Origin of the sequence: Mesorhizobium sp., from assembly GCF_004963255.1 — a bacterium.
Taxonomy (GTDB): Bacteria; Pseudomonadota; Alphaproteobacteria; order Rhizobiales; family Rhizobiaceae; genus Mesorhizobium.
Genome location: NZ_SUGA01000002.1, coordinates 273730 through 294624, shown reverse-complemented (window position 1 = coordinate 294624; position 20895 = coordinate 273730). Strand labels below are relative to the sequence as shown.

Here is a 20895-nt window from a genome sequence, read left to right as displayed (position 1 = left end):
GCTAACCAAAATAGGCTTTGGCGAGGCTGTTGTAGAGATTGCCGATCTCGGTCGCGAGGTCATCAAGCACATCCGCCGTCATGTCCGATGGTTCCCTCACTGCGATTGCGGTGTTGAGCTGCAGGATTTCCTTGGCGGCCGGCGACATATGCCCCTCGCCGCCGACCGAAGGCAGCATGCCGATCTCGGCCTTCAGCCGCTCGAGCTGGAACAGGACCGAGCGCGGATTGAGCGGGTCGAGCGCGAGCAGGTCGATGACCGTGCGCCGCCCGGCCTGCACCGGATATTGCCGGCGGTGGGTCATGACGCTGTCGCCGATCTCCAGCATCATGTCGAGCGCGCCCTCCGGCGCCCCGCTCCTCGTCAGTTGGCTGAGCGTGCGGGCGATCTGGATACCGCGTTCCAGCCTGCGGCCGATCTCCAGGAAGCGCCAGCCGGTGAAGCGGTACATGTTCTCGTGCAGCAGGCCCGAAAAGCCGGCGAGCTTGCGCAAAAGCACAGTCATCGCCCGCGTCGCGTCGTCTCCAGGCGCGACCGTCTCCGCGAACTTGTGAACAGTCTTCGACAGATCCTTCAGCGCCAGCCAGCCATCGGGCGAAAAGCGGTCACGAATCTGCCCGGCGCTGTAGACGGCGCTGTCCAGGGTCCCGATGAGCCCCGGCGGTATCGCCGTTTCGACGTCGATGCCGAACGGCTCGAGATAGTCCCTGATATCGGCCAGCAGCGGCATGTCCGGATCGGACGTCTCGGCGAGCCGCACGTGATAGGCGCGCAGCACGCGCACCGTGTCTTCCGAGCGCTCGATATAGCGCCCGAGCCAGGTCAGGTTCTCCGCCGCGCGACTGGGCAGGCTGCCCGGCATGGTGCGGGTGAAGCTCTCATGCTCCTGCGGCAGCAGCGTTTCACGCTCGACCGGCCTGTCGCTGACCACCCAGACATCCGCGGCCTGGCCGCCGCGCTGCATGGCGATCGCCGTCGGGTCGAGCGAAAAGCCGACGCGGGCGAAACCACCGGGCATCACCGTCCAGCCTTCCGGCGTGCGCGCCAGATAGACGCGCAGGCTGGCGGGCCGTGGTTCCAGCAAACCGCCGACAAACACCGGCGTGGTCGACAGCGTCACCGCTTCCTGGCCGACGAAACCGGCGCCATCCGCTTCGATCCGCGCGACAAGCTCGGCCCGCTCACCGGCCGACAGGGATGATCCGAGCCGGGTCGCGCCGTCGTCCTCGAAGGCGAGCCGGGTCGACAGCGCCGGGCCGACCACCATGCGGTCGATATTGGCAAGCACATGGGCGCGCTCGGTCTCCTGCCCGCACCACCAGGTGGCGATGTTCGGCAGCTTGAGGTCGTCGGCCTGCAGTTCCAGCGCGATCCTGGGAAGGAAGGACAGCAGCGCCCGCGTCTCCATCAGGCCCGAGCCCAGCGCATTGACGGCCGACACCGTGCCGCGCCGGATCGCCTCAACAAGCCCCGGCGTGCCGATCTGCGAGTCCGGCCTGAGTTCCAGCGGGTCGGCAAAGGCCGCATCGAGCCGCCGCCACAAGACACCGATCGGCATCAGGCCGGAAACGGTGCGCACCATCAGCCTGCCGCCGGAAACCGTCAGGTCCTCCCCCTCCAGCAGCATGATGCCGAGATACCGGGCGATATAGGCATGCTCGTAATAGGTTTCGTTGAGCGGCCCCGGCGTCAGGATGGCGACACGACCGCTGGAATCCTTGGCCATACCATTCAGCGCGTCGCGGAAGCGGCGGAAGAAGCCGGCAAGGCGGTGCACATGCATCTCGCCATAGATGTCCGACAGCGCCCGCGTCGTGGCGACACGGTTCTCCAGCGCGAAGCCGGCGCCCGACGGCGCCTGGGTGCGGTCGCCCAGCACCCACCAGCGGCCATCCGGTCCGCGGCCGAGCTCGAAGGCGACCATGTGCAGGAAATGCCCGCTGGCCGGCCTCACGCCGGCGATGGGGCGCAGATATTCCGGGCTCGCCGCGATCAGCCCGGCCGGCAGAATGCCCTTCTCGATCAGCCGGTTCGGCCCGTAGATGTCGGCCAGGATCGCCTCGAACAGATCCGCGCGCTGGACGAGGCCGGCGCTGATCTCAGCCCATTCCTTCTCGTCGATCAGCAGCGGAACATAGGCGAGCGGCCATTCCCGCTCATTGGCGCCTGCCTTGTCATACACGCGGTAATAGACGCCTGCATCGCGCAGATACTGGTCGGCCCGGGCAAAACGCTGCCCAAGCCGCTCCGCCCCCAAATCGTCGAGCGCGTCGATAAAGGAGCGCCAGGCCGGACGCGGGCTGCCCGACGCGTCGACCATTTCGTCGACGACGCCTTCGATCGGCCGGTAGCGTTCCAGCAGGCCCTGCGCCCGCGGCCTGCCGCCCGCCCGTTTCTGATTCCCCTTGGCCATTGTCGATCAGAGTCTCGCCGGCCGCCTCAGGTCAAGGGTCATCGGGAACTCTTCAGAGGCTTCTTCGTCGCGCAGCACATAGCCGCCCGGCGTATGGCCGCGTGGCTCGAAGCGGGCAAGCCGCCGGGCCTCGGCCTCGTTGCCGTTGACCGGGAAGGTGTCGTAGTTGCGGCCGCCCGGATGCGCGACGTGATAGACACAGCCACCGACCGAGCGGCCCGACCAGCGGTCATAGATGTCGAAGACCAGCGGCGTGTTGACCGGCAGGGCTGGATGCAGGCCGGAGGCCGGTTGCCACGCCTTGAAGCGCACGCCGGCCACCGCGACCTCTTTGGTGTCGGTAACCTTCATCGGCACGATGCGGCCGTTGCAGACGATGGCGTGACGCTCTGGATTGAGCCCCTCGGTCCGCACCTGCAGCCGCTCGACCGAGGAATCGACGAAGCGGACCGTGCCGCCGATCGCGCCCTGCTCGCCCATCACATGCCAGGGCTCCAGCGCCTGCCTCAATTCCAGCTTGACGCCGGCATGCCGAACCTCGCCGCAGAAGGGGAAGCGGAATTCGAGCTGGGCGGCGAACCATTCGGGGCGGAAGTCGAAGCCGTTGAGCTTCAGATCCTCCAGCACGTCGAGGAAATCCGCCCAGACATAATGCGGCAGCATGAAACGGTCATGCAGCGACGTGCCCCAGCGCACGAAGCGGCCATCGAGCGGGTTCTTCCAGGCCCTGGCGATGATCGCACGGACCAGCAATTGCTGGGCGAGGCTCATACGCGCATTGGGCGGCATCTCGAAACCGCGGAACTCAACCAGCCCCAGCCGGCCGGTCGGGCCGTCCGGCGAGAACAACTTGTCGATGCAGATTTCGGAGCGATGCGTGTTGCCTGTCACGTCGGTCAGGAGATTGCGGAACAGACGGTCGACCAGCCACGGCAACGGTGCTGCCCCCTTGTCCGGATGCGGCACCTGCGCCAGAGCGATCTCCAGCTCGTATAGGGAATCGTGCCGCGCCTCGTCGAAGCGCGGTGCCTGGCTGGTCGGACCGATGAACAGGCCGGAAAACAGATAGGACAGCGACGGATGCCGCTGCCATTGCAGCACCAGGCTCTTCAACAGGTCGGGGCGGCGCAGGAACGGGCTGTCATTGGGCGTCGCGCCACCGACCACGACATGGTTGCCACCGCCGGTTCCGGTGTGGCGGCCATCGATCATGAACTTGTCGGTGCCGAGCCGTGACTGCCGTGCTTCTTCGTAGATCGCCGTGGTGGTGGCGACGCATTCCTGCCAGTTGGCGGCCGGGTGGATGTTCACCTCGATGACGCCGGGATCCGGCGCCACGCGGATGACGTTGAGGCGCGGATCGTGCGGCGGGGCGTAGCCTTCGACATGCACCGGCAGGCCGATGGCCTTCGCCGCGTTCTCCGCCGCCGCCACCAGTTCGAGATAGTCCTCCAACGCCTCGACCGGCGGCATGAACACGCAGAGCCGGCCGTCGCGCGGCTCGACGGTGAGCGCGGTGCGCACCGCGCCGCCGATCTCCGTGATCTCCTGCTCGACACGGTCCTGCTGCGCGCTCGCAGCGGTGAAAGACACGGTCTGCTGGCGGCGTGCCACTTCGTCCGCGCCTTCCAGTTCAGCCGGCGACGGCTGGGGCAAGATAGCTTCGCGCGTCGGCAGCGCGCCGCGCGGCACGGAGGGATCGACCGGCACGATATACGGGAACTGTGCCGGCGGCACGTAGGGTAGCGTCCCCAGCGGCAGTCGATAGCCGACCGGGGAGTCGCCCGGCACCAGGAACAGTCGGCCGCGCCTCGTCTTCCATTTCTCCGAGCGCCAGCGCTGTCCGGCGGCCTGGCTGTTCCAGCGCTGCACCGGCAGCACATAACCGGACGGCTTGGTCAGCCCGCGCTCGAAGACACGCGCCATGCGGCTGCGCTCTTCCGGGTCATCCAGCTTCGAATTGGACGGATCGACATTGTCCGGCAGCTTGCCTTCCTTGAGCAGCCATTCGGCCGGATCCTCATAGGCCTCGCTCACCATCGCCTTGTCGATGCCGAGCTCGCCGGCGATCGCCGTGAGCAGGCTTTCGGCCTGTTCGGGACCGATCGCGGCATTGCCATTCTCGCGCGCGATCAGCGACGGGTCACGCCACACCGGCTCGCCGTCGGTGCGCCAATAGAGCGAGAACGTCCAGCGCGGCAGGCTCTCGCCCGGATACCACTTGCCCTGGCCATAATGCAGGAAACCGCCCGGTGCGAAGCGCTCGCGCAGCCGGCGGATGAGCTGGTCCGCCTTGTCGCGCTTGGTCGGGCCGACGGCTGCAGTGTTCCATTCGGCGGACTCGAAATCGTCGATCGACACGAAGGTCGGCTCGCCGCCCATGGTGAGCCGCACGTCCTGTTCCCGCAAAACGGCATCGACCTTGTTGCCGAGAGCATCGAGCGCTTCCCAGCTTTCATCCGAGAACGGCTTGGTGATGCGCGGATGCTCGGCGATCCGGTCGACCCGCATGTCGAAGCCGAAATCGACATTGGCGAAGCTCGCCATGCCGGAGATGGGTGCTGCATTGCGATAATGCGGGGTCGCTGCCAGCGGCACATGGCTCTCGCCGGTGAGCAGGCCGGAAGTCGGGTCGAAACCGATCCAGCCGGCGCCGGGAATATAGACCTCGCACCACGCATGCAGGTCGGTGAAATCGACGGCGGTTCCAGGCGGCCCGTCCAGCGACACCAGATCGGGCTTGAGCTGGATCAGATAACCGGAGACGAAGCGTGCTGCGATGCCGAGATTGCGCAGGATCTGCACCAGCAGCCAGCTGGAATCTCGGCACGAGCCCTTGGCCGCGGCGAGCGTCTCCTCCGGCGAGAAGACGCCGGTCTCCATGCGCACGATATAGGCGATTTCGCGCTGCAGCCTCGCATTGAGGTCGACCAGGAAATTGACGGTGTTGGCCGGACTGCGGTCGATGCTGTCCAGGAATTTGGACAACAGCGGTCCGGCCGGCTCGGGTTTGCGGTAGATGGCGAGGTCTTCCCGGATCTCCTCGGGGTAGTCGAACGGAAAATTCTCGGCGCTTTCCTCGACGAAGAAATCGAACGGATTGTAGACCGTCATGTCGGCGACGAGGTCGACTTCGATCTTCAGCTCCGTCACCGGCTCGGGGAAGACGAAGCGGGCGAGGAAATTGCCGTAGGGATCCTGCTGCAGGTTGACGAAGTGGTTCTTCGGCTCGACCTTCAGCGAATGGCTGAGCACCTTGGTGCGCGAATGCGGCGCCGGCTGCAGCCTGATCACCTGGGGACCAAGCACCACCGGCCGGTCGTATTTGTAATGGGTCAGGTGATGAACGGCTGCCAGAATTGCCATGGTACCCCGGAGTTCGGCGTTTCAGTCGCCGAACCCTGACACAAAAGCTGGTCATTCTCCAAGCAGAGATGTTGCGCTGCACCTAATTTAAGCAGCGTTGCCGGCTTAGAAAAACGCCTGGATGCCGGTCTGCGCCCTTCCGAGGATCAGCGCATGCACGTCATGCGTGCCTTCATAAGTGTTCACCGTCTCCAGGTTCTGCGCGTGGCGCATCACGTGGTAGCCGATCTGGATGCCGTTGCCGCCATGCATGTCGCGGGCCTGGCGGGCGATGTCGAGCGCCTTGCCGCAATTGTTGCGCTTGACGATCGAGATCATTTCCGGCGCCATCTTGCCCTCGTCCATCAGCCGGCCGACGCGCAACGAACCCTGAAGGCCAAGCGCGATCTCCGTCTGCATGTCGGCCAGCTTCTTCTGGAAGAGCTGCGTGCCGGCGAGCGGCTTGCCGAACTGCTTGCGGTCGAGGCCGTACTGCCGCGCCCGGTGCCAGCAATCCTCCGCCGCGCCCATCGCGCCCCAGGAAATGCCGTAGCGCGCGCGGTTGAGACAGCCGAACGGACCTTTCAGGCCCGAGACATTGGGCAACAGCGCTTCCTCGCCAACCTCGACGCCCTCCATCACCACCTCGCCGGTGATCGAAGCGCGGAGGCTGAGCTTGCCGCCGATCTTCGGCGCCGACAGCCCCTTCATGCCCTTCTCCAGCACGAAGCCGCGTATCTGGTTGTCATGCGCGGCCGACTTCGCCCATACGACGAAGACATCGGCGATCGGCGCGTTGGAGATCCACATCTTCGAGCCGGAGAGCTTGTAGCCGTTGGCGGTCTTCTCGGCGCGTGTCTTCATGCCGCCCGGATCGGAGCCGGCATCCGGCTCGGTCAGGCCGAAGCAGCCGATCCATTCGCCCGATGCCAGCTTCGGCAGGTATTTCTTGCGCTGCGCTTCCGAGCCATAGGCGTGGATCGGATACATCACCAGCGACGACTGCACGCTCATCATCGAGCGATAGCCGGAATCGATGCGCTCGACCTCGCGCGCCACCAGCCCGTAGGTCACATATCCGGCGCCGAGCCCGCCATATTCTTCCGGAATGGTGATGCCGAGCAGGCCGGCCTCGCCCATCTCGCGGAAGATCGACGGATCGGTCTTCTCGTCGGCATAGGCTTCCTCGATGCGCGGCGCCAGCTTGTCGGCGGCGAAAGCGGCGGCGCCGTCGCGCACCATGCGCTCGTCCTCGGAAAGCTGGTCCTCGATGAGGAAAGGATCGTTCCAGACGAAGGCGTTCTTCTCGGCGGCCATGGCCTCGGGCTCCCAATATTTGTGATGTGCCCGGCTTATCCGCCTGCGCAGGTGAAAAATCAAACGAAATTGCATCGCGGATCAATGAGCATTAGTAATGGATCATGAACGTTCAGCGCCGTCTTCTGCCGAACACCGCCGCGCTTGCCGCCTTCGAGGCCGTGGCGCGGCTTGGCTCCTTCACCGCCGCCGCGCGCGAGCTCGATTTGACTCAGGGCGCCGTCAGCCGCCAGATCAACCTGTTGGAAGAACAGTTTGGCCGCCGGCTGTTCGAACGCGACAGCCGCAATGTTCGGCTCTCAGCCGCCGGCGAAATCTATGCCGAGGCGGTGCGCTCGGCGCTCGGCCAGTTGCGCGACGCGGCGCTCGGATTGATGAGCAATCGGCATAGCGGCGCCTTGAACCTCGCCATCCTGCCAACCTTCGGCACGCGCTGGCTGATGCCGCTGATCCCGGATTTCGTAACGCGCCACCCCGATATCACCATCAACTTCGCCACCCGCATCGGACGGTTCGACTTCGCCCGCGAACGGCTGGACGCCGCCATCCATCACGGCATGCCTGATTGGCCGGACGCCGACTGCACGCTTCTGATGCGCGAGACCGTGATGCCGGTGGTCTCGCCGGAATTCCTGGCCAGCCGCGACATCGCCACGCCGGCCGACATCAGCCGCCTGCCGCTGCTGCATATGGCGACCCGCCCGGGCGCCTGGAGTGAGTGGTTCGAGGAGCAGGGGCTCGAGGCGCCGACCGGTCCCGGCATGCAGTTCGAGCAGTTCGGCACGGTCGCGCAGGCCTGCATGGCCGGTCTCGGCGTGGCGCTGCTGCCGGAAATCCTGATTGCCGGGGAATTAAAGCGCGGTCAGTTGGTGCCCACGCCCGGCCAGCCGATGCAGAGCCGCAGCGCCTATTATCTGGTCGTGCCGCACGACAAGCGCGGCCATCCGCCGGTCGCCAGTTTTCGCGAGTGGCTGCTGGGCCAGATCGGCAAGGAGCCGGCAGTGCTGGCCTGGTAGCTACTTGCGCTTCATCGCCTCGGCGAGAGCCGCGCCGAACGCGCCCTGCGATGGCCGTTCCGGCTGGCGCTGCGGCGCCGGCGAGCGCGGCATCGGCTTGCTGCCGCCATTGTCGCGCGAACCTCTCGGCGCGCCCTCGCCGCCATCCTTGCGCATCGACAGGCCGATGCGCTTGCGCTTGATATCGATATCGACGACCCGCACCTTCACCACGTCGCCTGCCTTCACCACCTCATGCGCGTCCTTGATGAAGCGGTCGGCCAGTTGCGAGACATGCACCAGCCCGTCCTGGTGCACGCCGATATCGACGAAGGCGCCGAAGGCCGCGACGTTGGTGACGGTGCCCTCGAGCAGCATGCCGGGCTTCAGATCCTTGATGTCGTCCACCCCTTCCGCGAAGGTCGCCGTCTTGAAGCCGGGGCGCGGGTCGCGTCCGGGCTTCTCCAGCTCGGCGATGATGTCGCGCACCGTCGGCAGGCCGAAGCGCTCGTCGACGAAGACGCGTGGATCCAGCGCCTTGAGCGCGGCGCTGTCGCCCATGAGCGCACGCACGTCGCGGCCGCAAGCGGCAACGATCTTCTTCGCGACGCCATAGGCTTCCGGATGCACCGAGGACGCATCGAGCGGCTCCGCGCCGTTCGGGATGCGCAGGAAGCCGGCGCTTTGCTCGAAGGCGCGCGGCCCCAGCCGCGCCACCTTGAGCAGGTCCTTGCGGCTGGCAAACGGCCCCGCCGCATCGCGATGCGCGACGATCGCTTCGGCGAGCGACGGCCCAAGTCCCGACACGCGCGCCAACAACGGCGCCGAGGCCGTGTTGAGGTCGACGCCGACGGCATTGACCGCATCCTCGACCACCGCCTCGAGCGAGCGGCCGAGCCGGTACTGGTCGACATCGTGCTGGTATTGGCCGACGCCGATCGACTTCGGCTCGATCTTGACCAGCTCGGCCAGCGGATCCTGCAGGCGCCTGGCGATCGACACCGCGCCGCGCAGCGAGACATCGAGGCCGGGGAATTCCGCAGCGGCCGTCGCTGAAGCTGAATACACAGAAGCGCCAGCCTCGCTGACGATAACCTTGAGCGGCTTCGGCCCGGCGCCTGCCGGCAGGTCCGACAGCATGTCGGCAACAAGCTTCTCTGTCTCGCGGCTGCCGGTGCCGTTGCCGATCGAGATCAGCTCGACCTTGTGCTGGCGGATAAGAGCGGCGAGTTCGGCCTGCGTGCCGCGAATGTCGTTCCTCGGCGGGAAGGGATAGACCGTCGTCGTCGCCACCAGCTTGCCGGTGCCGTCCACCACCGCCACCTTGACGCCGGTGCGGATGCCCGGATCGAGACCCATCGTCGGCCGCGAGCCGGCGGGGGCGGCGAGCAGCAGGTCCTTCAGATTGCGGGCGAAGACATGGATCGCCTCTTCCTCCGCCCGCTCGCGCAGATCGCGCATCAGGTCGAGCGTCAGATGCAGCGACAGTTTGATCCGCCACGTCCAGCCGGCCACCTCCATCAGCCATTTGTCACCGGGCAGCGTTGCGCCGATCGCATAAGCATTGGCGATCATGCGCTCCACCGGTTTCACCGGCGATTGATCGTCGGCATCGACCTCGATGTCGAGCGACAGCACCTCCTCGTTGCGGCCACGCAGCATGGCGAGCGCACGGTGGCTGGGCACGCCAGACCAACGCTCGACATGATCGAAATAGTCGGAGAATTTCGCGCCCGCTTCCTGCTTTCCGTCGACGACTTTTGCGCGCAGGAAGGCGCGTTCCTTCATATAGGCGCGCAGCTTGCCGACAAGATCGGCATTCTCGGCGAACTGCTCCGACAGGATGTCGCGCGCGCCTTCAAGCGCCGCCTTGGCGTCCGCCACCTCTTCGGTGACATAAGCGAGCGCGAGCTCGGCCGGAATTTTGGAGCGGTTGGCCAGGATCGCTTCGGCGAGCGGCCCGAGCCCGCGCTCCCTGGCGATTTCGGCCTTGGTGCGCCGCTTCGGCTTGTAGGGCAGGTAGATGTCTTCCAGTTCCGCCTTGGTGGCGGCCGCGGCGATCTTGGCTTCCAACTCCTCGGTCAGCTTTCCCTGCTCGCGGATGGAGCTGACGATCGTCTCGCGCCGCGCATCGAGCTCGCGCAAATAGGCGAGCCGCTCGGAAAGGTCGCGCAACTGCGTGTCGTCGAGCCCGCCGGTGACTTCCTTGCGGTAGCGCGCCACAAAAGGCACCGTCGCGCCCTCGTCGAGCAGCCCGATCGCCGCCGCGGCCTGTTCCGGCCGCGCGCCGATCTCGGCCGCGATGATTGCTGCGATGCGCTTTATGTCCGATGCCATGCTCGTTCCTGTCGAAAAGAGCGGCGACCATAGGCCGGGATGCCGGCCGCGCCAACCACGCCGTTTTCAACTGACCCTGGAGGTCCACAGGAAACAGCTGTGAATGCGACCCGCCGAACGGCTCAGACCATCGTGCTCAGCGCCTCGAAGAAGCTGACGAGGTCGAGGTCGAGCCGATCATCGACAGGTTCCGGCTGTGACGACATCTTGGCGATGACCACTTCCGTCTTCGGATTGACGTAGAGCCACTGGCCGTGAATGCCGATGCCGCAGAACGCGCCACTGTCATGGCCGGTCTGGTACCATTTGTTGCGGTAGCGGCCTTTGGGGAACAGGAACGCCATCGTGCCGCGCTGCCAGGCCTCATCACTGCCGCCGGTGGCGACCGTGTCGCGCACCCAGGCTTCCGGGACGATGCGGCGGCCGTTGGCCGTGCCGCCCTGCCGCATCATCTCGCCGATACGGGCAAGATCGCGCGGCGTCATCGACATGCCGCCGGCGGTGCGCGCCGTGCCTTCCATGTCGACCGTCACCGACATTTCGCTTGCGGCGCCCAGCGGCAGCCAAAGCTTTTCGCTGAGCAATTGGCTGACACGCTTGCCCGATGCCCGCTCCACCAGGATGCCAAGCATGTCCGAATTGGGCGAGCGGTAGCGATAAGTCTGCCCGTGCGGCTCGGCCAGACGCTGCAGCGTCAGCAGGAATGCCGCGAGGCTTTCCGACCCGCCGCCGGGATTCCACAACGTCGAGCGGCGGTAGCGGGCAAACCCGCTTTCCGGATCGAGATAGGCTTCCTCGAAATCGAGGCTGACCGTCATGTCGAGCACGTGGCGCACACTCGCATCGCCGTAGGCCGACCCCTTGGCCTCGGGGATGTATTGCGTCACCGGCGCGTTGGGATCGAACACCCCCTCGCCTTCCAATATGCCGGCAAGAATGGCGGTCACCGACTTGCTGATCGAAAAGATGATGTGGCGCGCTCCGAACGGCATATGCGGCGCCGACCAGTCGCCGACCAGCTTGCCGCCCTTCAGTATCGTCAGCCCGTCCGTGTGGGAGCGTTTCAAGAAGCTCTCGACGGTTTCGCTGCCGCCGGCGAACGAGATGTTCTCCTCGAGCAGCGCCCCGAGCGATTTTGCCTGCTCTCCGCCGCTGGGCGCCGCCGCGACATGCACACTCGGCACCAGTTCGCCGACATTCTGGAACGACCATCGGTTGAACGGCGAAAGCCGCCAGGTCTCAAGCCGCACATCCTTGCGGGCAAAGCCATACTGGGACTCGAACGCGGTTTTGCCGGTCATGATGCTCTCGCGGTTGCTGTCTTGGGGTGTTCAGGCCAATGCGGCGGCGATGGCGTGCACCGCCTTCTGCGTCGCCACCGAATAGGCGGCGTTGAGGAAATCCGGATAGGTCGAGAGCTTGACCACGACCATCCTGTGTTCCCAGCTCATATGGATCAATTGGCCGAACACGCCCCGGCACATCAGCGAGCGCGAGCGCGAATCCTCGATCCAGAACTGGTTGCGGTAGCTTCCATCCGGAAGGCTCGGGCTGAAATCCGGTCCGTGCCTGCCGCTGCGCGTCGCCTCGATCCAGTCGGCCGGGATCACCCCGCCGCCATTGTCGAGGATCAATTGCCCGAAGCGGCCATAGTCGCGCAGCGTCGCATTGAAGCCGCCATCGGCCAGCGCATAGCCGGCGCTGTCGACGGTGAAGCAGGCGCTCTCGTCGGCGCCGAGCTTCTGCCAGAGCTCTTCCGAGACGAGCTGCGCCAGGCGTTTGCCGCTCACCCGCTCCATGATGAAGGCGAGCACGTCGGTCTCGATCGAGCGGTACTCGAACGCCTCGCCATGCGGGCGCACTCGGTCCTTCAGCCGCAGGATCAGCTCGTACATGTGCGAGGGCCACGAAAAGTCCGGATCGCTGCCCGGTGGGATCGGCTTCCAGCCGGTTGCGACATCGACCTGGCCGATCTCGGAATAGCGGTCGGTGTATTCCTCGGAAAAGCGCACGCCCGTCGTCATGTCGAGGACATGCTGCACGGTGGCGCCGGCCCAACCGGTCTCACCGAGCTCCGGCAGATAGTCGGTGACGAACTTGCCCGGATCGATCAGGCCGCGCCCGACGAGGATGCCACACACCGAACCGGTGACCGACTTCGCCATCGACTGCGACAGGTGCAGCGTGCGCTCGTCCATGCCGTTGAAATAGCGCTCATAGGCTATCCTGCCGTCCTTCAGCACCAGGAAGCCGTCGGCGTAGGTCTCGTCGAGCAGCCCGGCGAGCGTCGTCGGCGCTCCGTTGCTATCGACCACCGGCAATTCGTCGAGGTCCACCTCCGCGCGCTCGAGGCGATGGCGATGGCCGCTGCCGCGCCACACCTCGACCGTCGGCAGGAATTCGCGGATGTGCTGGAAGGCCCAGCGGTTCCAGGGCGGCCTGTCCCAGTCGAGCTTCGGCGGCACCAGCCTGGGCGGCGAGCCCTGCATGATCGGCGGCCGCGGATCGGAGTTGCGGTAAGACGACAAGATTTCCTCCTCGGTGCATGTCACCCAAAGCGCGGGCGCCGGTTTGGGCGAACGACATGCAAAGTCACAAGAAAGGGAGGCCGGAGCCTCCCCTCCTTCATGCGTTGCGCAAGAAAGTTACTTGCGCAGGTTGGTCCAGATCTTGTTGTAGATCTCCACCACCTCCGGCGGGCATGGCGGCACGAATTCCGGCGTCGGCGCGCCGGCCGGAGGGCTGATTTCCGGCGAGTTGGCGAATTCCGGCGGCAGGAATTTGTGGCTGCCGGCGATGCCGTTGTCGTAGCCCGCGAACTCCGAGATCAACGCCGCGTTCTCGGGTGCCATGACGAAGTCCTGGAACAGCTTCGCGTTCTCGAGGTTCTTGGCCCCCTTCAGCACCGCGACATTGTCCATCCAGCCTTCGACGCCTTCCTTCGGATAGGCATATTTGATCGCCGGGATCTTCTGGCGCGAGCGGTAGGCAGCACCATTCCATTGTTCGGTCACGATCACGTCACCGGAAGTTATCTTGGTGATGGTGTCGTAGCTGAAGGTCTTCCAGGATGGTTTGGCGGCCGTCAGTATGTCGTTGACCTTCTTCAGATTGGCCTTGTCGGCGCCGCAGCGCGGCACACCGGCATAGCGCTCGGCCGCATGCATGACCGTGTTGACGTCGTCGAGCACGTTGATCTGGCCCTTCAGCGCATCCGGCGGGTTGAAAAGGATGGCCAGTGTATCGATGTCACCCTTGAACTTGTCCATGTTGACAGAGAACGTCGTCGTGCCGAATTGCCACGGCGCCGTGTAGTGGCGGCCATCGTCCCAATAGACGTTGAGGAAGCGGGGATCGATGTTCTTGCCGTTCGGCATCGCGTTGGGCTCGGTCTTCTCGAGCAGGCCTTCCTCGACCATGATTTTCACGGTGTAGTCCGACGGCACCACGATGTCGTAGCCGGAATTGCCGGCGCGCACCTTGGACAGCATGGTTTCGTTGGAATCGTAGTCGTCCAGCGTCACCTTGATGTTGTACTGCTTCTGGAACTTGTCGATCAGCTTGGGATTGGTGTAGTCACCCCAGTTGTAGATGTGCAGCTCGCCGTCGGCCAGCGCCGGAACTGCCCATAAAAGTACGGCCGCAGAAACGGCCGCCATCAGCTTTGCAGACATTTTATGTTCTCCTTGCCTTCCCATTGTTGTGTGTTGAAGCTCATTTGGCGCGTCGGCGCGCAATCAGGAACGAGACCGAGACGAACAGGATCGACACCATGAGCAGGATGGTGGAGATGGCGTTGATCTCGGGCGTCATCGGCCGCCGGATCTGGTTCCAGATATAGAGGGGCAGCGTCGTCTGGCCGGGGCCGGCGACGAGCTGCGTGATGGTGAAATCGTCGAAGGAGACGATGAAGGCCAGCGCGGCGCCCGACATGATGCCAGGAACCAGCAGCGGCAGCGTGATCCGCCGGAAGGCGTTCCACGGCGTCGCGTAGAGGTCGGCTGCGGCATATTCCAGCGTCAGATCCATATCTTCAAGCCGCGCCCGGATCGGCATGTAGGCGAAGGGGATGCAGAACACGGTGTGGGCGAGGATCAGATTGCCAATGCCGAAATTCAGGCCGAGCGTGCCGGCGATCAGCGCGAAGAAGGAGAGCGTCGCCACCGCCGTGATGATCTCCGGCACCATCAGCGGCAGGTTGATGACCATGAAGGCAGCAGCGATCCCGCGCCACGGCTTCACGCGCGTCATGCCGATTGCCGCCAGCGTCGCGCAGATCGTCGAGACGATCGTCGCGGTCACCGAGATGATTAGCGTGTTCTTCGCCGCGGCATGGAATTCCTCGTTGCGGAAGGCGCTGCCGTACCAGCCGAGCGTAACGCCTTCCCAATGCGTGACTAGCGAGCCGCTGTTCAACGAGAAAATCATCAGGATGAGCACCGGCACATAGAGCACCAGCAGGCAGATGACGGCGATGGAGCGGAAGCCCGGCTGGTCCTTGATATCCATGGCGCGAGGCTCAGCCATGCTGCACCTTCCCCGACGTGTTGCGGACATAGAAGAACAGCGCCACCAGCACCGCTGCCATCAGGATCAGCGCCTGCGCGCAGCCGAGCGGCCAGTTGCGGCCTGAACCGAATTGCTGCGCAATGAGATCGCCGATCATCAGGTGCACTCCGCCGCCCAGGATCAGCGGAGTCACATAGGCGCCGAGCGCCGGGATGAAGACGAGGAGGCAGCCAGCGACGATGCCGGGCTTGGACAGGGGGATGATTACCCGCCACAGCACCTGGCGGCGCGTCGCGTAAAGATCGTAGGCGGCCTCGACAAGGCGGAAGTCGAGCTTCTCCAGGCTCGAATAGAGCGGCAGCACCATGAACGGCAGGAAGGCGTAGAGCAGGCCGAGCTGGATGGCGAAATTGGTATAGAGCATGGTGATCGGCTTATCGATCACACCGAGCGCCAGCAGCGCGTTGTTGATCAGCCCCTCATCGCGGATGATGAACATGATCGCCAGCGTGCGGACCAGAAGGTTCGACCAGAACGGGATGGTGATCAGAAGCACCCACCAATTGCGCTGCGCCGGCGGCCGCGTCGCCATGAAATAGGCGGTCGGAAAACCGAGCAGCAGGCAGATGACAGTCGTCACCACCGCGAACAGGAACGAACGCAGATAGATGATCAGGAAGTCCGGTGTGAATTGCAGCGTGTCGTCGAAAATGTCGCGCTGGAACAGGAAATTTAGATAGGCGTCGGTCGAGAACTGCCACTGCACGCCGCCATAGGGCGCGGCGACGAGGAACGAGTAGACGCAGATGATGATCAGCGGCAGCACACCGAAAATGCCGATGATGAGAAGCGCCGGCAGCGACAAGAGTCGGTTGCGCCGCGCGCTGGTTTTCACCGCCTGAGCTTCGAACAACGCGGCCTTGGAGAGCGAGGCTGAGGAAAGAGCGGCTGTCGTCATCAGTCTTTTAGGACGCGCGCCGCGTCCTCCTCGAACTGGATGCCGACCTTCGCGCCGGTCGCGTAGGTCACCGGCGACGAGCGGCTGTTCTGATGGCGCACGATGAAGTTCTCGCCGCCGCCGTCGAGCTTGACGTGATAATGCGTATCGGTGCCGAAATAGACGATGTTGGCGAGCGTGCCGGCGATCGTTCCCTTGACCGGATCGGGCACCAGATCGGCATGCTCGGGTCGCACCACCAGCGTCACCTCGCCCGTCGGATCGAAGCCTTCCGGATAGCCGGCGGCAATCGTCGCGTTGCTGGCGAATTTGACTGTCGCCACGCCGGCGTGCTTCGACACCACCGTGCCCGGCAGGAAGTTCGTCTCGCCGATGAAGTCGGCGACGAAACGTTCGGCCGGCCGGTCATAGATGTCGCGCGGCGTGCCGACCTGCAGAATCTTGCCGGCCGACATCACCGCGATGCGGTCGGACATGGTCAGAGCCTCTTCCTGGTCGTGGGTGACGAAGATGAAGGTGATGCCGGTCTCGTGCTGCAGCCGCTTCAGCTCGATCTGCATTTCCTTGCGCAGCTTGTAGTCGAGCGCCGACAGCGGCTCGTCGAGCAGAAGCACCTTCGGCTGCGGCGCCAGCGCGCGGGCGAGCGCGACGCGCTGCTGCTGGCCGCCGGAGATCTGGCTGGTGCGGCGCGCCTTCAGTGCCTCCATCTTGACCAGCTTGAGCATCTGGGCGACGCGCGCCTCGATCTCCGCTTTCGGCTTGCCGAGCATTTCCAGCCCAAAGCCGATATTCTGCGCCACCGTCATGTGCGGGAACAGCGCATAGCTCTGGAAGACGGTGTTGACCGGGCGTTTGAAGGGTGGCAGCGGCGCGATGTCCTGGCCGTGCAGCAGGATCTCGCCGGCGGTCGGGAAATCGAAGCCGGCGATCAATCTCAGCAGCGTCGTCTTTCCGCATCCCGACGGACCGAGCAGCGTGAAAAATTCGTTCTCGCGGATCGACACCGACACCGTGTCGAGGGCGGCTACCTGGTTTTCGCCGGTTCCGAAGACCTTGCGAACACCGCGAACTTCGATCGCGTTCTTACCCGGTTGTTCCGGCACGATTACCCCATTGAGAGAGCCTGCTCTTTCCGGCAGGTGTGTTCCTGTTTGATTGTCACCATAAGCCGGGCGGCTTGGCAACTGCGGAGCTGCTACCTGATTTTCAAACGCAATTCCCATGCCGCACCTCAGGCCTGGTAGGTGATCTTGCCGCCACAAATGGTGGCGACCGGGCGCACCGTGTGCAGCGCTTCCGGCGCCGTCGCCTCGATATCGGCCGACAAGACGACGATATCGCCGAGGTAGCCGGTTTTCAGCCGACCTTTGCGATGTTCCATGAACTCCGCATAAGCGCCCTCGACCGTGTAGCCCTGGATCGCTTCCCGCAACGAGAAGCTCTGGTCGGGCATGCCTTCCGCCCAAGGCTTGCGCATGACTGCCGCCTGGATGGACAGGATCGGATCGACCGGAGAAACCGGCCAGTCGGAGGCGAACACCACCCGCGCGCCGGCATTTTTCAGCGTGCGCCAGGCATAGCTCAACGGCCACTTGTCGCGGCCGATGCGCGAGATCGTCGGCTCCATCGGGAAATTCAGCGCGCCCGGCGGATGCGCCGGCTGCATCGAGGCCAGAACGCCAAGTTCGGCGAAACGCGGCACGTCGGGGGCCGTGATCACCTCGATATGCTCGACGCGGTGGCGGCTGTCGCGCCTGCCGTTCTTCTTCGCCGCCGCCTGATAGCCGTCGAGCACCGCGCGAACCGCGCCGTCGCCGATCGAATGCACGGCGATCTGCAGCCCGCGCCTGTCGGCCTCGACCGCCACTTCGGCGAAATGCTCAGGCGAAAACAGCGGCTCGCCGCGCCATCCAGGACGGTCGGCGTAATCGTCGACCATCACCGCCGTCCAGGAATCCAGCACGCCATCATAGAAGACCTTGACCATACCGGAGGACAGCCACTCGGACTTGTAAGTCGCGGCCATCCGCGAGGCTTTTTCCAGCATGTCCAGCTTCATGAAATTCTTGAAGTGGAACGGGATCTTGGTGCGGCAAAGCAACCTTCCCTCTTTCTCCAGACCGGCCAGCAGCTCAAGCTGGTAGAGGTTGCCGTCCATGTTCTGGATCGAGGTGATGCCATGCTTGGCGCACCATTCAAGGCCGCGATGCATCAGGTCGCGATCCGCCGCCAGCTCCTCCGCGGAAGGATAAGGATCCGGTTCGGCGCCCTCGAGGCCAAGCCGTGTCCGGTTCGCTCCGTAGTGGTCGAGGACCGGCCCGAACGCCTCGCCCTCGCGCAGCTCGCCGGCGGCAAGCCCGTCCGCGCCCATGACGATTTCGTTGCCCTGGCCGACCTCCTTGCCATGCAGCAGGCCGGCCTCTTCCAGTGCTTTGGTGTTCGCCCACATCGTATGGTGATCCGACGCCGACATAACGAAAGGCCGGTCGGGAATGATGCGGTCGAGGTCGTGGCGCGTTACCGGCTCGGGCAGGATTGCGTAGTCGACGCCGGCGCCGATCAGCAGCCTGGCGTCCGGACGTTTGGCGGCGAAATCCTGGATCGCGTCGCGCAGCGCGTCGAAGCCATGCACGCCCGCCAGATGCAGGTTGTCGAGCTCGGCCGCGCCGCCGAAGAGATGCATATGCGCCTCAATGAAACCCGGCAGCACCGAGCCGCCCCGGGCATCGACAATTTTTGTCGCCGGTCCCTTGAGTTCTTCGATGGAAGCACGATTGCCGATGGCGATAATGACGCCGTCCTTGACGGCAACAGCCTCGGCGGCGGGATTGTCATCGTCCATGGTCAGCACTCGACCGTTGACGACAATCAGATCCGCACCACCAACCGACATCGCGACTCCACATTTTGCTGAGGGACCGACAACGCCACGCCGCCCCAAAAAGCGGCCGCTCCACCGGGGCGACGCCATGGACGAAAAGTCGATGCCGATGCGCCGTCTTCCAAATTCCCCTTGTTATCGTTGAAGACAGCGTGAATAAAGAATGCGACTGTTTATTCGCGTTTGTCAACAGCCGGATTTTGGCATGTATAGTGGACTGCACCGCGCGCCGATGGTGAGGCCGAACGGGGAACGGGGGCAACGAGCAGTGAAGCGCAGTCTCGACCGCAAGACCAAAATAGCGCTCGAGCCGCGCAAGCAGCCGCGGCAGCAACGGTCGAGCAAGGTGGTCGACAGGATTCTCGACGCAGCGCTGATCCTGACCCGCGAGCAAGGAACCAAGACCCCGACGACCCTCGCCATCGCGCAGCGTGCGGGCCTGTCGGTCGGTTCGGTCTACCAATATTTCCCCAACAAGGAAGCCATACTTCTCGAACTCGGCAGGCGCTGGCTGTCGTCTTTTCCCGAGGTGATCGCCAAGCGCATCAAAGTCGCCCCACCCACCAACCGCGAAGAGTTTCGCCGCGAAGTGCGCAAGCTCTTCATCGATACGTCGCGGATCTATCTCGACAACGCGACTCTGATGCCGGTGATCGAGGCGATTTCCGGCAACGCCGACCTCAGGCCGATCCAGGACGGATACGACAAGGAAATCATCGCCCTCTACGCAGCCTGGCTGCAGCATGTGAACCCGGCGCTCGAGGAAAAGACCGCCAAGCGGCTGGGCCTGGTGATGATGGAGGTCGGGCACGCCTGCAGGCTTGTCGGACTGAAGCGGGATCGCAAGACATTCGACCTCATCGAGGACGATGTGGAAGCCATGTGGCTGGCTCTCGTGACCCCCTATCTCAACCTCGACTGATTTCGCGCCTCCAACTGATTTCGCACTTCCAGGGGAATTCCATGAAGACTGTCTTTTCGCCACTTCACGCCGGTCATTCAGGCCAGATGGAACTGGTCACATCGGCCATCGTGCCCGGCTTCGAGAAACCGTCGCGGGCCGAATTCATCAAGGCACGGGTGGAGAGCGAGAAGCTCGGGCCGATCATCGGGCCGGTCGAGCACGACCTCGCCGCCGCCAAGCGCGTGCATGATGCCCACTACATCGATTTCCTGCCGACGGTCTGGCCGGAATGGGTCGCCGCCGGTTTCACAGGCTCGGCCATGGGCTTCACCTGGCCGACGCGCGGCCTGCGCGGCGACGTGCCGCCGAAGCGCATCGACGCCTTGCTCGGCTATTATTCCTTCGATGCCGGCGCCACCTTCGTCGAGGGCACTTGGGCGGCGATCAAGTCATCCTATGACGTCGCGCTGACCGCCGCCGCCCTGGTCAAGGACGGCGAGCGCACCGCCTTCGCGCTTTGCCGCCCGCCCGGCCATCACGCGGGTGCCGCCTTCATGGGCGGCTATTGCTTCATCAACAACGCCGCCGTTGTCGCGCAATGGTTCCGCGACCAGGGCGCCAGGCGCGTGTCGATCCTCGATGTCGACTATCACCACGGCAACGGCACGCAAGAGATCTTCTATCGCCGCGGCGATATCCAGGTCCTCAACCTGCATGGCGACCCGATGGTCGAGTATCCCTTCTTCCTCGGCCACGCCGACGAGCGCGGCGAAGGCGAAGGCGAAGGCTTCAATGTCAACTACCCGATGCCCTTCGGCACCAACTGGGACGGCTGGAGCGCGTCGCTGGAGGATGCCTGCGGCAAGCTCACCGCCTACGCCCCCGATGTCGTCATCGTCTCGCTCGGAGTCGACACCTTCGAGAAGGACCCGATCAGCCAGTTCAAGCTAAAGAGCGTCGACTACCCCAAGATCGGTCGCCGCATCGCCAAGCTCGGCCTCCCGACGCTGTTCGTCATGGAAGGCGGCTACGCCGTGGAAGAGATCGGCATCAATGCCGTCGGCGTGCTGACCGGCTTCGAGGATCGCTGATCCCCACCCGAATGGGCCTACGCCCCCGGTTGCAACCGGGGGCGTATTTTTTGCGGTCGCGCCGCGAAATCATCGGCTCAATTCAGCTTTGAAATCACCGCCAAGCAACCCGAAAACCCGCTGCTGAGTCGCAACGCGAGTCCAT

At 64.5% G+C, this 20895-nt stretch carries 14 protein-coding genes; 3 read left to right on the top strand and 11 right to left on the bottom strand.

The window, feature by feature from the left end:
• Position 1 precedes the first annotated feature (1 nt).
• The 3 genes from E5X34_RS04240 to E5X34_RS04230 all read right to left on the bottom strand — a co-directional run bounded on the left by E5X34_RS04240 (position 2) and on the right by E5X34_RS04230 (position 7075).
• The gene (locus E5X34_RS04240; protein WP_292561435.1) at positions 2-2413 is read right to left on the bottom strand and encodes a circularly permuted type 2 ATP-grasp protein; all 2412 of its coding nucleotides are present in this window, start codon (positions 2411-2413) and stop codon (positions 2-4) included.
• Between the two features lie 6 nt (positions 2414-2419).
• Positions 2420-5779 (bottom strand): DUF2126 domain-containing protein, encoded by a 3360-nt coding sequence (locus E5X34_RS04235; RefSeq protein WP_292561432.1) that lies wholly within the window; start codon positions 5777-5779, stop codon positions 2420-2422.
• A gap of 105 nt (positions 5780-5884) precedes the next feature.
• Positions 5885-7075, bottom strand: a complete 1191-nt coding sequence (locus tag E5X34_RS04230) for an acyl-CoA dehydrogenase (RefSeq protein ID WP_292561430.1) — start codon at positions 7073-7075, stop codon at positions 5885-5887.
• Between the two features lie 104 nt (positions 7076-7179).
• Here E5X34_RS04230 and E5X34_RS04225 point away from each other — a divergent pair, with 104 nt between their 5' ends.
• A complete protein-coding gene (locus tag E5X34_RS04225) occupies positions 7180-8091 on the top strand; it encodes a LysR family transcriptional regulator (protein WP_292561427.1) in 912 nt (303 codons plus the stop codon).
• Here the strand turns inward: E5X34_RS04225 and E5X34_RS04220 are convergent, their stop codons facing one another.
• From E5X34_RS04220 to E5X34_RS04185, 8 genes are all read right to left on the bottom strand, one after another.
• Positions 8092-10407: a Tex family protein gene (locus E5X34_RS04220; RefSeq protein WP_292561424.1), complete on the bottom strand. Its 2316-nt coding sequence runs from the start codon at positions 10405-10407 to the stop codon at positions 8092-8094.
• Between the two features lie 122 nt (positions 10408-10529).
• Entirely contained in the window at positions 10530-11708 is a 1179-nt protein-coding gene (locus tag E5X34_RS04215) for a serine hydrolase (protein WP_292561420.1), read from the bottom strand.
• A gap of 30 nt (positions 11709-11738) precedes the next feature.
• Positions 11739-12935 (bottom strand): serine hydrolase, encoded by a 1197-nt coding sequence (locus E5X34_RS04210; RefSeq protein WP_292561418.1) that lies wholly within the window; start codon positions 12933-12935, stop codon positions 11739-11741.
• Positions 12936-13052: 117 nt separating this feature from the next.
• Positions 13053-14081, bottom strand: a complete 1029-nt coding sequence (locus E5X34_RS04205) for an extracellular solute-binding protein (RefSeq protein ID WP_292561415.1) — start codon at positions 14079-14081, stop codon at positions 13053-13055.
• Positions 14082-14121: 40 nt separating this feature from the next.
• Positions 14122-14934 (bottom strand): ABC transporter permease, encoded by an 813-nt coding sequence (locus E5X34_RS04200; protein WP_292561412.1) that lies wholly within the window; start codon positions 14932-14934, stop codon positions 14122-14124.
• The gene (locus tag E5X34_RS04195; protein WP_292561408.1) at positions 14927-15874 is read right to left on the bottom strand and encodes an ABC transporter permease; all 948 of its coding nucleotides are present in this window, start codon (positions 15872-15874) and stop codon (positions 14927-14929) included. Before E5X34_RS04195 ends, E5X34_RS04200 begins: the two co-directional genes overlap by 8 nt.
• The gene (locus E5X34_RS04190) at positions 15874-16977 is read right to left on the bottom strand and encodes an ABC transporter ATP-binding protein (RefSeq protein WP_292561405.1); all 1104 of its coding nucleotides are present in this window, start codon (positions 16975-16977) and stop codon (positions 15874-15876) included. The genes E5X34_RS04195 and E5X34_RS04190 overlap by 1 nt, the downstream gene beginning before the upstream one ends.
• A gap of 128 nt (positions 16978-17105) precedes the next feature.
• Positions 17106-18767: an amidohydrolase gene (locus E5X34_RS04185; protein ID WP_292561402.1), complete on the bottom strand. Its 1662-nt coding sequence runs from the start codon at positions 18765-18767 to the stop codon at positions 17106-17108.
• Between the two features lie 256 nt (positions 18768-19023).
• Between E5X34_RS04185 and E5X34_RS04180 the strand changes: the two genes are divergently transcribed.
• Together E5X34_RS04180 and E5X34_RS04175 are read left to right on the top strand one after the other, a co-directional pair.
• Positions 19024-19677, top strand: a complete 654-nt coding sequence (locus E5X34_RS04180) for a TetR/AcrR family transcriptional regulator (protein WP_042640442.1) — start codon at positions 19024-19026, stop codon at positions 19675-19677.
• A gap of 41 nt (positions 19678-19718) precedes the next feature.
• The gene (locus tag E5X34_RS04175) at positions 19719-20750 is read left to right on the top strand and encodes a histone deacetylase family protein (protein ID WP_292561399.1); all 1032 of its coding nucleotides are present in this window, start codon (positions 19719-19721) and stop codon (positions 20748-20750) included.
• Positions 20751-20895: the final 145 nt, after the last annotated feature.